The following is a 13,371-nucleotide window of genomic DNA, read 5'->3' as shown; positions in this document are numbered from 1 at the left end:
CGACCGCCCCCCGACCGCCCCGCCCCCGACCGCGTCAATGGACCGTTGCACACGTCTCGGCGGTGCAATGGTCCATTGACGAGCCTGGTGAGCCTGGTTCGAGTGCGATCTCGGACAACGGATCGGGCCGAACCTCTTGACGAAGGGGGCGGCACGGTTCACTCTTGTCGTCAGGAGCACCCCCAGTGGTTTCGTGGCCGAAGCGGCATCGGGCGTCCGGCAGGCGACACGCTTTCGTCGAGTCAGCGCACGACTGGACCCCGGGTGCTACTTTTGATGCCCCCGTTGCGCTCTGCGCACATTTGGGGTACCTTTGGACGTTGCGCTGGCTGCCTCCTGTCCACCTCTCGATCGCTGTTACCCGAAAGCACGTTTTCGGGCCGCTGTGATGGGGATTCGGTCTGGTTGCACCAGCCGAAATTCGCCCCACATATAGCAAACAGATACAGCGGCGGTCGCACTGCACGAGCGACCCGCGTGAGGTGCTGGAAGGACGCATCTTGGCAGTCTCTAGCCAGACCAAGGCAGTTGTCGGAACACCGGGAGCCCCGAGGAGGGTTTCGTTCGCGAACATTCGCGAGCCGTTGGAGGTACCCGGTCTCCTCGATGTACAGACGGATTCGTTCGAATGGCTGGTAGGTGCGCAGAGTTGGCGTGACCGTGCCGCCGCCCGCGGAGACAGCAGTGTCGCCGGTGGACTCGAGGACATCCTGACCGAGCTCTCCCCGATCGAGGACTTCTCGGGCTCGATGTCTCTCTCCTTCTCCGATCCACGATTCGACGAGGTCAAGGCCTCGACCGATGAGTGCAAGGACAAGGACATGACGTACGCGGCTCCGCTGTTCGTCACGGCCGAGTTCATCAACAACAACACCGGTGAGATCAAGAGCCAGACGGTCTTCATGGGTGATTTCCCGATGATGACCGACAAGGGCACCTTCATCATCAACGGCACCGAGCGTGTCGTCGTCTCGCAGCTGGTGCGTTCGCCGGGCGTCTACTTCGATCACTCGATCGACAAGACCACCGAGAAGGACCTGCACAGCGTCAAGGTCATCCCCGGCCGTGGTGCATGGCTCGAGTTCGACGTCGACAAGCGCGACACCGTCGGTGTCCGCATCGACCGCAAGCGTCGCCAGCCCGTCACGGTGCTGCTGAAGGCTCTCGGCTGGTCCACCGAGCAGATCACGGAGCGCTTCGGCTTCTCCGAGATCCTCATGGCCACGCTGGAGAAGGACAACACCGCCGGTACCGACGAGGCTCTCCTCGACATCTACCGCAAGCTGCGTCCGGGCGAGCCGCCGACCAAGGAGTCGGCGCAGACCCTGCTGGAGAACCTGTTCTTCAAGGACAAGCGCTACGACCTCGCTCGCGTGGGTCGCTACAAGATCAACAAGAAGCTCGGCCTCAACTCGGGTCAGCCCATCGTGGCGTCGACCCTCACCGAGGAAGACATCGTCGCGACCATCGAGTACCTGGTGCGTCTGCACGCAGGTGAGACCTCGATGACCGCACCCGACGGCGTCGAGGTTCCGGTCGAGGTCGACGACATCGACCACTTCGGCAACCGTCGTCTGCGTACCGTCGGCGAGCTCATCCAGAACCAGATCCGCGTGGGCCTGTCCCGCATGGAGCGCGTCGTGCGCGAACGTATGACGACTCAGGACGTCGAGGCGATCACGCCGCAGACCCTGATCAACATCCGTCCCGTCGTCGCTGCGATCAAGGAGTTCTTCGGAACGTCCCAGCTCTCGCAGTTCATGGACCAGAACAACCCGCTGTCGGGTCTGACGCACAAGCGTCGCCTGTCGGCACTGGGACCCGGCGGTCTCTCTCGTGAGCGCGCCGGCCTCGAGGTCCGCGACGTTCACCCGTCGCACTACGGCCGCATGTGCCCCATCGAGACCCCGGAAGGCCCGAACATCGGCCTGATCGGATCGCTCTCGGTGTACGCACGCGTCAACCCGTTCGGCTTCATCGAGACCCCGTACCGCAAGGTCGTCGACGGCAAGGTCACCGACGATGTCGATTACCTGACCGCCGACGAGGAGGATCGCCACACGCTCGCGCAGGCGAACTCCCCGGTCGACGATTCGGGTCACTTCATCGAGGACAAGATTCTCGTCCGTCGTAAGGGTGGAGAGGTCGAGTTCGTCTCGTCCGACGACATCGACTACATGGACGTCTCGCCGCGCCAGATGGTGTCCGTCGCAACCGCAATGATCCCGTTCCTCGAGCACGACGATGCCAACCGTGCGCTGATGGGCGCGAACATGCAGCGTCAGGCAGTCCCGCTGGTTCGCAGCGAGTCGCCGATCGTCGGAACCGGCATGGAGCTGCGTGCAGCTGTCGACGCCGGTGACGTCGTCATCACCGAGAAGACCGGTGTGGTCGAAGAGGTCTCCGCCGATTACGTCACGGTCATGGCCGACGACGGATCGCGCAAGACCTACCGGATGCGCAAGTTCGCGCGTTCCAACCAGGGCACGTGCGCCAACCAGCGTCCGATCGTGGACGAGGGACAGCGCGTCGAGTCCGGCCAGGTCCTCGCCGACGGCCCCTGCACCGAGAACGGTGAGATGGCACTCGGCAAGAACCTGCTGCTGGCGATCATGCCGTGGGAGGGCCACAACTACGAGGACGCGATCATCCTGTCGCAGCGCCTCGTGGAAGAGGACGTTCTCACCTCGATCCACATCGAGGAGCACGAGATCGATGCTCGCGACACCAAGCTCGGTGCCGAGGAGATCACTCGCGACATCCCGAACGTCTCCGACGAAGTCCTCGCAGACCTCGACGAGCGCGGCATCATCCGTATCGGTGCCGAGGTTCGTGACGGCGACGTGCTGGTCGGAAAGGTCACGCCCAAGGGCGAGACCGAGCTGACCCCCGAAGAGCGCCTGCTGCGCGCCATCTTCGGTGAGAAGGCTCGCGAAGTTCGCGACACCTCGCTCAAGGTTCCGCACGGCGAGAACGGAAAGGTCATCGGCATCCGCGTCTTCTCGCGCGACGACGACGACGATCTGCCTCCCGGCGTCAACGAGCTGGTCCGCGTCTACGTGGCTCAGAAGCGAAAGATCCAGGACGGCGACAAGCTCGCCGGCCGTCACGGCAACAAGGGCGTCATCGGCAAGATCCTCCCGCAGGAGGACATGCCGTTCCTGCCCGACGGCACCCCGATCGACATCATCCTCAACACCCACGGTGTTCCGCGTCGTATGAACATCGGTCAGGTCCTCGAAACCCATCTGGGTTGGATCGGCAAGACCGGTTGGAACGTCCAGATCGCCGCGGACGGCACGAAGCCCGATTGGGCCGAGCGTCTGCCCGAGGAGATGTTGGCGGCTCCGGCCGACAGCAACATCGCCACCCCGGTGTTCGACGGTGCCAAGGAGAATCAGCTCGCCGGCCTGCTGGAGAGCACGATTCCCAACCGCGACGGCGAGCAGATGGTCGGATCCGACGGAAAGGCCACGTTGTTCGACGGCCGCTCCGGCGAGCCGTTCCCGTACCCGGTGTCGGTGGGCTACATGTACATCATCAAGCTGCACCACTTGGTCGACGACAAGATCCACGCTCGTTCGACCGGGCCGTACTCGATGATCACGCAGCAGCCCCTCGGCGGTAAGGCGCAGTTCGGTGGACAGCGCTTCGGTGAGATGGAGTGCTGGGCAATGCAGGCCTACGGTGCCGCGTACACGCTGCAGGAGCTTCTCACCATCAAGTCGGACGACGTTGTCGGCCGCGTGAAGGTGTACGAGGCGATCGTCAAGGGCGAGAACATCCCGGAGCCCGGTATCCCCGAGTCCTTCAAGGTGCTCCTCAAGGAGCTCCAGTCGCTGTGCCTCAACGTGGAGGTGCTGTCCTCGGACGGCGCTGCCATCACGATGGCCGACGGTGACGACGAAGACCTCGAGCGTGCCGCAGCCAACCTGGGAATCAACCTCTCCCGCAACGAAGCTGCCACGGTCGACGACCTCGCACAGTAGTTCTGTGGTCCGGTGGGCCTGCAGCGATGCAGGCCCACCGGGCGATATTTCTTGTTTTTGATTCGGTATCACAACACCCATAACGGGGAAAGGAAGTTACGTGCTCGACGTCAACTTCTTCGATGAACTTCGCATTGGCCTTGCCACTGCGGACGACATCCGTCAGTGGTCCTACGGCGAGGTCAAGAAGCCGGAGACCATCAACTACCGCACGCTCAAGCCCGAGAAGGACGGCCTCTTCTGCGAGAAGATCTTCGGCCCCACTCGGGACTGGGAGTGCTACTGCGGCAAGTACAAGCGCGTCCGCTTCAAGGGCATCATCTGTGAGCGTTGTGGCGTCGAGGTCACTCGCGCCAAGGTGCGTCGTGAGCGCATGGGCCACATCGAACTGGCCGCTCCGGTCACGCACATCTGGTACTTCAAGGGTGTGCCGTCGCGTCTGGGCTACCTGCTCGACCTGGCTCCGAAGGATCTCGAGAAGATCATCTACTTCGCTGCCTACGTCATCACCACGGTCGACGACGAACTCCGTCACAACGAGCTCTCGACTCTCGAGGCCGAGATGGAGGTCGAGAAGAAGGCCGTCGCAGATCAGCGCGACGCCGATCTCGAGGCTCGTGCGCAGAAGCTCGAAGCCGACATCGCCGAGCTCGAAGCCGAGGGTGCCAAGTCCGACGTGCGCCGCAAGGTCAAGGACGGCGGCGAGCGCGAGATGCGTCAGCTCCGTGACCGCGCGCAGCGTGAGCTCGATCGTCTCGAAGAGATCTGGACCACGTTCACCAAGCTCGCTCCCAAGCAGCTCATCGTCGACGAGCTCATCTACCGCGAGCTCATCGACCGGTACGGCGAGTACTTCACCGGTGCCATGGGTGCCGAGTCGATCCAGAAGCTCATGCAGACCTTCGACATCGACGCCGAGGCGGAGTCTCTTCGCGAGACCATTCGCAGTGGCAAGGGTCAGAAGAAGCTGCGCGCGCTCAAGCGTCTGAAGGTCGTCGCTGCATTCCAGGCCGGCCGTAACTCCCCGATGGGCATGGTCCTGGACGCTGTCCCGGTCATCCCACCGGAGCTTCGTCCGATGGTGCAGCTCGACGGTGGACGTTTCGCGACGTCCGACCTCAACGACCTGTACCGCCGCGTCATCAACCGCAACAACCGCCTCAAGCGCCTGATCGATCTCGGTGCTCCCGAGATCATCGTCAACAACGAGAAGCGGATGCTGCAGGAGTCGGTCGACGCCCTGTTCGACAACGGCCGTCGTGGACGTCCGGTCACCGGACCGGGTAACCGTCCGCTGAAGTCGCTCTCCGACTTGCTCAAGGGCAAGCAGGGTCGATTCCGTCAGAACCTCCTCGGCAAGCGCGTCGACTACTCGGGCCGTTCGGTCATCGTCGTCGGCCCGCAGCTCAAGCTGCACCAGTGTGGTCTGCCGAAGCTGATGGCTCTCGAGCTGTTCAAGCCGTTCGTGATGAAGCGTCTGGTTGATCTGAACCACGCGCAGAACATCAAGTCGGCCAAGCGCATGGTCGAGCGTCAGCGCCCGCAGGTGTGGGACGTTCTCGAAGAGGTCATCGCCGAGCACCCCGTGCTGCTGAACCGTGCACCCACCCTGCACCGGTTGGGCATCCAGGCGTTCGAGCCGCAGCTCGTCGAGGGCAAGGCCATCCAGCTGCACCCGCTCGTGTGTGAGGCGTTCAACGCCGACTTCGACGGTGACCAGATGGCTGTCCACCTCCCGCTGTCCGCCGAGGCTCAGGCCGAGGCACGCGTGCTGATGCTGTCCTCGAACAACATCCTCTCGCCTGCATCGGGCCGTCCGCTCGCCATGCCGCGTCTGGACATGGTGACGGGTCTGTACCACCTGACGCGTCTCGACGCCGGTGCTGTCGGCGAGCGCGCCGACGCGAAGACCGACCACGCCGAGTTCGGGGCGTACTCCTCCCCGGCCGAGGCTCAGATGGCCGTCGACCGTGGATCGCTTACGGTGCAGTCGCAGATTCGGGTTCGTCTCACCACGCAGCGCCCGCCGCGTGACGTCGAGAACGAGCTGTTCCCGAACGGCTGGAACCGCGGCGAGGCATGGACCGCGGAGACCACTCTGGGACGAGTGCTCTTCAACGAGCTGCTTCCGGCGGACTACCCGTTCGTCAACGAGCAGATGCCGAAGAAGCGTCAGTCGACCATCATCAACGATCTCGCCGAGCGTTACCCGATGATCGTCGTCGCGCAGACCGTCGACAAGCTCAAGGACGCAGGCTTCTACTGGGCCACGCGTTCGGGTGTCACCATCTCGATCTCCGACGTCCTCGTGCCGCCGGAGAAGCCGCAGATCATGGAGACCTTCGAGGCTCAGGCCGATCAGATCGAGAAGAAGTACCAGCGTGGCGCACTCGACAAGGTCGAGCGCAACTCCGCACTGGTCAAGATCTGGCAGGACGCGACCGAGCAGGTCGGTAAGGCCATGGAGGCCCACTTCCCCGACGACAACCCGATCCCGATGATCGTGAAGTCCGGCGCAGCCGGAAACATGACTCAGGTTCGCTCGCTCGCCGGCATGAAGGGCTTGGTGACGAACCCGAAGGGTGAGTTCATCCCGCGTCCGATCAAGTCTTCCTTCAAGGAAGGCCTGACGGTCCTCGAGTACTTCATCAACACGCACGGTGCTCGTAAGGGTCTGGCCGACACGGCGCTTCGTACCGCCGACTCGGGCTACCTGACGCGTCGTCTGGTCGACGTCTCGCAGGATGTCATCGTTCGGGAGACCGACTGTGGCACCGAGCGCGGCATCGTCACGACGATCGCCGAGAAGATGGCCGACGGCAAGATGATCCGCGACGCTCACGTCGAGACCAGCACGTACGCCCGCACCTTGGCGAACGACGCTGTCGACGAGAACGGCACGGTCATCGTCGCTCGCGGACACGATCTCGGTGACCCGGCCATCGACGCGCTGCTCGCTGCGGGCATCACGTCGGTCAAGGTTCGCTCGGTGCTCACCTGCACCACGGGAACCGGCGTCTGCGCCACCTGCTACGGCCGCTCGATGGCCACCGGCAAGCTGGTCGACATCGGTGAGGCCGTCGGTATCGTTGCCGCACAGTCCATCGGTGAGCCCGGAACCCAGCTGACCATGCGTACCTTCCACCAGGGTGGTGTCGCCGGAGATGACATCACCGGTGGTCTGCCTCGCGTGCAGGAGCTGTTCGAGGCACGTGTGCCGAAGGGCAAGGCTCCGATCGCGGACGTGTCGGGACGCATCCAGCTCGAGGACGGCGATCGTTTCTACAAGATCACCATCGTCCCGGACGACGGCGGCGAAGAGGTTGTCTACGACAAGCTCTCCAAGCGTCAGCGTCTGCGCGTCTTCAAGCACGACGACGGCACCGAGCGCCTTCTGGCGGACGGTGACCACGTCGAGGTCGGCCAGCAGCTCATGGAAGGTGCTGCCGATCCGCACGAGGTCCTGCGCGTGATGGGTCCCCGGCAGGTGCAGATCCACCTCGTCAACGAGGTCCAGGAGGTGTACCGGTCGCAGGGTGTGTCTATTCACGACAAGCACATCGAGACGATCGTGCGCCAGATGCTTCGTCGCGTGACGATCATCGACAGCGGCTCCACCGAATTCCTGCCCGGTTCACTCACCGAGCGCAGCGAATTCGAGTCGAGCAACCGTCGCGTCGTCTCCGAGGGTGGCGAGCCCGCAGCCGGACGTCCGGTCCTGATGGGTATCACCAAGGCGTCGCTGGCCACCGACTCGTGGCTGTCGGCAGCGTCCTTCCAGGAGACCACTCGTGTGCTCACCGATGCGGCGATCAACTGCCGTAGCGACAAGCTCATAGGTCTCAAGGAGAACGTCATCATCGGTAAGCTCATCCCGGCTGGTACCGGCATCAACCGGTACCGGAACATCACGGTGCAGCCGACCGAAGAGGCACGTGCCGCGGCATACGCGGTGCCGTCGTACGACGATCAGTACTACAGCCCGGACGGCTTCGGCCAGGGAACCGGTGCTGCAGTGCCGCTCGACGACTACGGTTTCTCCAACGAATACCGCTAGAGCGACTTCGTCGCACGTGAGCAGAACTTCGTAGTCCGCTACGAGTTTCCGCTCACGACGACGTAGCCGGCAGACAAAGCCCCGCATCGACTTCGGCCGATGCGGGGCTTTGTTCTTCGTTATGACCGTATGTTCGTTGCGGCCGTGCTGCGTCAGGACCGGAAGAACTCCAGCATGTCGGCGTTGATCGTCGCTGATCGGATCCCGCGACCGGGCGGGTGGACACCGTTGTCCCGATCGAGGTGCTCACGTCTGCGCCGCCGGGAGAGAGGATCACCACCTCGTAATCGACGGCGGGCTGCTGATTCGACTCGACGAAGACCTCTGCGGGGCCGACGAAATCGAGCATCTTCACCCCGTCGAACACCAGGAAAGCGATCCGCCGTGATCCGAGAGATTCCGAAAGCGCATCGTTCATGCCTACAGAAGCTACCGCCGCTGGGCGATGAGTTTTCGATGCGCCTTGAGTCGGTACCGGCATGACCAACCAAACACCCAGCACCATCGTGAACATCGGCGTGGCCATGTTCACCGTCACCGACCAGGACGCCGCCCTCGAGTTCTACTCAGGCGTGCTCGGTTTCGAGCTGCGCGACGATACGCGTTTCGGCCCCGAGGGCGAGTACCGGTGGCTCGAAGTGGCACCGCCCGGGTCGACGGCGCGGCTTGCCCTGAATCCGCCGATGGGTGACTCGCCCGGCGGCGGGTCCATCGGAGTCGAAACCCCCGACGTCGGGGCGGAACACGCGCGTCTGACTGCGATCGGCGGTATCGACATGGACGCACTTTCCGGGACCGAGGACGGTGCGCCGCCCATGTTCGCGCTGCGTGATCCCGACGGCAATTCGGTGTGGGTCGTTCAGGCTTGATTCGGTCTGTCGATGAGGCGAACTTCGCCGTCTCGGGCTCGGCGCGGGGTACCGGCCATTACTGTTGCCACATGCGAAAGACTGTGCTCGTGCTCGCGATGGTCATGGCGTGGATTTTCGCGGGAGCCCTTCCGGCCGGTGCGGCACCCGGCGACGACCCGTCGTGGTCCGGCGATTATTCGCTGATGCGGTTCGCGGCGAGCAAGACCGGCACGAGCGTGGCGGCGTCGCAACGAGAACCGGATTTCTCCGACGTCTACACCTTCGCCACCGACTGCATCGACGGGAACTGCGTTGCCTCCGTCGTCGCCGGTCCACCGCCGGCGAACGAGTCTCTCCAGAACCGCCCGATCGACTACACCTGGGACGGGACGAGTTGGGTGCATACCTACGACTGGGTGTGGGACTGCTGGAAGGGTGCAGGAAATCCCAAGGAGTACAACGATGCACACTCGGTTGCCTACTACACGCCACAACCCGATGGCAGCTTGACGGGCGTGTGGACGACGACGATCTACGGCGGCTACTGCGACGGCACCGTCGTCATCAACGTTGCTGCATATCCTGTCTCGCCACTTCCCGCCTTGCCTCCGATGTTCGGCAGCAGCTGACCGAGTGAGTTCGCATTCGTCGACTCATTCGTGATGGCAGACGGCTTCGAGATCGATGCCGTTGAGGTCGCGCACGAACGATCCGTAGTACGTCGCGTGGTACTCCGGCTGTAGTCCCGGTGGCCGGAGCTCGATCGCTCCTGCTGACAGCGCTGCCGCGTGGAATGCATCGACGGTGGCGCGATCCGGTGCGCTGAAGGCGAGATGGGTGTGCGGTCCGACAGCCGAACCCGGGGCGTCGACGATCCAGAAGAAGGGCTTCACCTGCGCCCAGCCGAAGGCGATCATGGCGAGCTGGTTCGCCTCTGGGGTGTGCGGTACCCGCATGATCTCGGTGATCCCGAGCGGTGCGAGTGCAGCACCGTAGAACTCGGCGCTGGCGGCGAGATCGTCGACGCCGATGTTGAGGTGGTCGATTTGGGATCCTGTGCGGTCGATGTTCGTCATGCGTTCGAGTGTTGCCGAGATCGCGGACGAGTTCGGTCCTGAATCGGATGGATCCGTCGTGTTCACTTCCACGTCGAATCGATGACGGGTGTAGTTCGTCCGGGCGCGAGAGTCTCGACCAATGGTGAGACGCGGTAACGAGATTGGGATCGGGCAGGACATCTCCTTGCAAGCGGGGGCCACGCGTCGACAGTTCCTGACGTGGAGTGCGTTGGTGGGGGCGCTGGCGTTCACTCCGGAACTCGCAGGAACGGCGGCGCACGCACAGTCCGTGGTGACTCCCGACTACCCGTTCCGCCTCGGCGTGGCATCCGGCGATCCACTGCCCGATTCGGTGGTGCTGTGGACCAGACTCGCCACCGATCCCTTCGCACCACTGGGCGGAATGACTCCCGGCGTCGTGCCGGTGCGGTGGCAGATCGCAGCGGACGAGCGATTCGCGAACATCACGCGCGAGGGCGTCGAGCTTGCCACCGAGTTCGACGGCTGGTCGATTCACGTCGACGTCCGAGGTCTGGAGCCCGCTCGCGAATACTTCTATCGATTTCTCGTCGGACCGCACGCCAGCTCGGTCGGACGCACCAAAACTGCACCGGCAGTGGGGCAGTCGCTGAGCAGGCTCGATTTCGCCTGGGCGTCGTGCCAGAAATGGGAGGACGGGTACTTCGGGGCGTACCAGGACTTGGCTGCGTCCAATCTCGACGTGGTGTTCTTTCTGGGCGACTACATCTACGAGTACGCGATCAAGGACGAGGGGGCTCGCAAGGGTGAGCCGCGCACCGAGTCGGCTGCCCGAGAAACCATGGTGCTCAGCGACTATCGCGACCGATACGCGATGTACAAGGCTGACGAGAACCTGGCTGCCGCACATGCGTCGGCACCGTTCGTCTCGACGTTCGACGATCACGAGGTGGACAACAACTGGGCCTCGCAGATCAGCCAGGACAACGACGATCCGCGAGAGTTTCTGTTGCGCAGAGCTGATGCCTTCAAGGCGTGGTGGGAGAACACTCCGGTGCGCGCGAATCTGAAACCCATCGGACCGGACATGACGGTCTACCGCCGGTTCTCCTTCGGCGATCTGGTGGACTTCTCGGTGCTGGACACGCGCCAGTACCGCAGCGATCAGGCACACGGGGACGGCGAGCATGCGCAGGACGCCGAGACGGCCGATCCGTCGCGCACCATAACCGGTGCAGCACAGGAACAATGGATTCTCGACGGGTTCGCATCACCGTCGACGTGGAACTTCTTGGCGCACCAGACGGTCATCTCGGACTTGGCCCGCGGACTCGGCAGCGATCGCAAGGTCGGGATGGATCCGTGGAGCGGATACGAGGCGTCTCGGCACCGAATTCTGGACGGGGCCAGGGATCGTGGCACGAAGAACGTCGCGTCCATCGTCGGCGACATCCACCGCACGATCGTGTCGGAATTGCGACGCGACTACCAGGATCAGGTGTCGCCGATCCAAGGTGTGGAGATCGCGACCACGTCCATCGCGTCGGGCAAGGACGGTGCTGATGTCGACTTCGCCGGTGCGGCGATCACCGAGGCCTCACCGCACGTCAAGTACGGCAATGCTCGGCGCGGCTATCTCCGTAGCACGCTGACGAACACCGAATGGCGTTCGGAAGTAAGGGTTCTCGAACGTGTTTCCACACCGGGGGCATCGGTGCGAACCGCAGCAACGGTCACCGTCCCCGAGGGCCGCCCCGAGATCGAGTTGAGCTAGCGACCGTCGGCGATGATCTGCGCGACGTTGCGTTCGGCCAATGCGGTGATGGTCAGCGACGGGTTGGCGGCTCCGGTGCTACCGGGGATCAGTGCACCGTCGACGACGTAGAGCCCGGGGTGGCCCTTCACCCGCCCGTAATTGTCGGTGGCGTCGCCCAATACGGCACCGCCGAGTGGGTGGGCGGTGAAGGTGTCGTCGACATCGCGGGTGAACGGTTCGGCTGCGACGACGGTGCCGCCGGCCTGGGCCATCCGATTCTGTACTGCGCGTAGGGCTTCGACGGTGTCGCCGCTGCCACCCTTGGGCCAGTTCAGTGTCAATCGATCTGCGGCGGAATCGAATCCGAAGTTTCCGCGCAGCGGGTCGATGGTCATGCCGAGCGAGCCGATGAATCCGAGGTTGACGGGAACGCCTGGTACGTACCAGTTCTCGACGGTCAGTGGCAGTCCTGAGTCGTCGACGATGCGAGATGCGCAGGGCGCACCCTGCGGTCCTGCGGACATCGGCCCGAGCGACCGGGTCATCGAGGCGTCGCCGTTGGTGCCCCAGCCGGTGCCGACGAATTCGTTGAGGTTCGACAGTGCTCCGGTGGTGCGGGCGCGCATCAGCAGCTCGGTGGTGCCGATGGACCCGGCTCCGAGGACGAGGGTGTCGCAGGTGAGCGTGCGTGTCTCGACGACGTTGCCGAAGGGGTCGAGGCGTTCGATCTCGACGCGGTAGCGGCCGCCGGATTCGGTGCCGATCGCCGCGACGCGGTGGCTGTGACATACCGTCGCGTTGCCCGTGGCCTCGGCCTGGGGGATGTAGTTCTGGGTCAGGTCGTGCTTGGCACCGTTGGAGTTGCCGAAGGTGCTGGCGCCGACGGTCGCGGACGGCCTCGAGCGGCCGCCGATCTCGTCGCGGACGACGTTCCAGTTCCAGTTGCCGTCCACTGCCTGAGGGGTGAAGCCTGCCCGCCTGGCGTGGTCGTCCCAGGTGCGTGAGTGTGCGAAATTCGGGCTGTTGTAGACGTCCTCGGGCATCGCCGACGGCCGGAGCATCGAGCGCGCCTTGGGGTACCAGGTGGCGGCCATCTCGTCGTAGTTCAGTCGTCCGCCGAAGGAGAGGTCGAAGAACTTCTTGTCGGGGGCGATGGTGACGCCGGTGTAGACGATCGAGCCGCCGCCGACGGCCGCGCCGCGCCAGACGGAGAGGTTCTCGTAGCGGGTCGTGTCGAGAACGCCGCCGAACAGGTCGACCGGTCCGACGGGCATTCCGGTGATGTTGGTGAACGAGCTCTGCTGCCACAGTCCGCGTCCGTCGGCGGTCATGTCGGCGGTGAAGATCTCGCGCCACGGGTCACGTGGCCAGCGCAGTCCGCGTTCGAGGACGGTGACCTGGGTGCCGGCCTGCGCCATGCGGAGGGCGGCGGCGCTCGCACCGAATCCGGAGCCGATGACGAGGACAGGGGAGTGGTCCGGTGGGCGCGGGGGGTCGGCGAACAGCTCGGGAACCAGTGCTCGGATGCGTTCGGCGCCGATCGGCAGCGCACCTGCGGTGGCGGAGCCCGGCATTCCAGCCGAGTTCAGAACCGGAGCGGCGGCAGCGCCGAGCATTCCGGCAGCGGCCAACCGCAGCAGTTGCCTTCGGTTCACGGAAAGTCCCCCTACTTGACTCACGG

8 protein-coding genes are annotated in these 13,371 nt (G+C 64.2%); 5 read left to right on the top strand and 3 right to left on the bottom strand.

The features are described from left to right. Window positions 1-482 precede the first annotated feature (482 nt). Together rpoB and ABZ677_RS00485 are read left to right on the top strand one after the other, a co-directional pair. Window positions 483-3,989, top strand: a complete 3,507-nt coding sequence (gene rpoB, locus ABZ677_RS00490; protein ID WP_037191275.1) for a DNA-directed RNA polymerase subunit beta — start codon at window positions 483-485, stop codon at window positions 3,987-3,989. A 100-nt stretch (window positions 3,990-4,089) separates the two neighbouring features. Next, on the top strand, window positions 4,090-8,046 hold the full coding sequence (locus ABZ677_RS00485) for a DNA-directed RNA polymerase subunit beta' (RefSeq protein WP_094633968.1): 3,957 nt from the start codon (window positions 4,090-4,092) through the stop codon (window positions 8,044-8,046). Window positions 8,047-8,098: 52 nt separating this feature from the next. Here the strand turns inward: ABZ677_RS00485 and ABZ677_RS00480 are convergent, their stop codons facing one another. After that, the gene (locus tag ABZ677_RS00480) at window positions 8,099-8,527 is read right to left on the bottom strand and encodes a hypothetical protein (RefSeq protein ID WP_358366218.1); all 429 of its coding nucleotides are present in this window, start codon (window positions 8,525-8,527) and stop codon (window positions 8,099-8,101) included. Between ABZ677_RS00480 and ABZ677_RS00475 the strand changes: the two genes are divergently transcribed. Together ABZ677_RS00475 and ABZ677_RS00470 are read left to right on the top strand one after the other, a co-directional pair. After that, entirely contained in the window at window positions 8,526-8,915 is a 390-nt protein-coding gene (locus tag ABZ677_RS00475) for a VOC family protein (protein WP_358366217.1), read from the top strand. The genes ABZ677_RS00480 and ABZ677_RS00475 overlap by 2 nt on opposite strands. Before the next feature lie 71 nt (window positions 8,916-8,986). Further along, a complete protein-coding gene (locus ABZ677_RS00470; RefSeq protein WP_358366216.1) occupies window positions 8,987-9,526 on the top strand; it encodes a hypothetical protein in 540 nt (179 codons plus the stop codon). A gap of 24 nt (window positions 9,527-9,550) precedes the next feature. Here the strand turns inward: ABZ677_RS00470 and ABZ677_RS00465 are convergent, their stop codons facing one another. Further along, on the bottom strand, window positions 9,551-9,973 hold the full coding sequence (locus tag ABZ677_RS00465; RefSeq protein WP_358366215.1) for a VOC family protein: 423 nt from the start codon (window positions 9,971-9,973) through the stop codon (window positions 9,551-9,553). A 121-nt stretch (window positions 9,974-10,094) separates the two neighbouring features. Here ABZ677_RS00465 and ABZ677_RS00460 point away from each other — a divergent pair, with 121 nt between their 5' ends. Further along, window positions 10,095-11,708: an alkaline phosphatase D family protein gene (locus ABZ677_RS00460; RefSeq protein WP_358366214.1), complete on the top strand. Its 1,614-nt coding sequence runs from the start codon at window positions 10,095-10,097 to the stop codon at window positions 11,706-11,708. Here the strand turns inward: ABZ677_RS00460 and ABZ677_RS00455 are convergent. After that, a complete protein-coding gene (locus tag ABZ677_RS00455; protein WP_358366213.1) occupies window positions 11,705-13,345 on the bottom strand; it encodes a GMC oxidoreductase in 1,641 nt (546 codons plus the stop codon). The two genes, ABZ677_RS00460 and ABZ677_RS00455, sit on opposite strands and share 4 nt — an antisense overlap. Between the last annotated feature and the right edge of the window lie 26 nt (window positions 13,346-13,371).

Source organism: Rhodococcus sp. NPDC006774, from assembly GCF_040636045.1.
Classification (GTDB): domain Bacteria; phylum Actinomycetota; class Actinomycetes; order Mycobacteriales; family Mycobacteriaceae; genus Rhodococcoides.
The sequence above is the reverse complement of the archived record's forward strand: the minus strand, read 5'-3'. Positions and strand labels throughout refer to the sequence as shown.

Excerpts from the sequence above, each read along its gene's own strand:
- ABZ677_RS00470 (WP_358366216.1), top strand. The coding sequence starts at position 8,987 with ATGCGAAAGACTGTGCTCGTGCTCGCGATGGTCATGGCGTGGATTTTC.
- ABZ677_RS00465 (WP_358366215.1), bottom strand. The coding sequence starts at position 9,973 with ATGACGAACATCGACCGCACAGGATCCCAAATCGACCACCTCAACATC.
- ABZ677_RS00460 (WP_358366214.1), top strand. The coding sequence starts at position 10,095 with ATGGTGAGACGCGGTAACGAGATTGGGATCGGGCAGGACATCTCCTTG.
- ABZ677_RS00475 (WP_358366217.1), top strand. The coding sequence starts at position 8,526 with ATGACCAACCAAACACCCAGCACCATCGTGAACATCGGCGTGGCCATG.
- ABZ677_RS00480 (WP_358366218.1), bottom strand. The coding sequence starts at position 8,527 with ATGCCGGTACCGACTCAAGGCGCATCGAAAACTCATCGCCCAGCGGCG.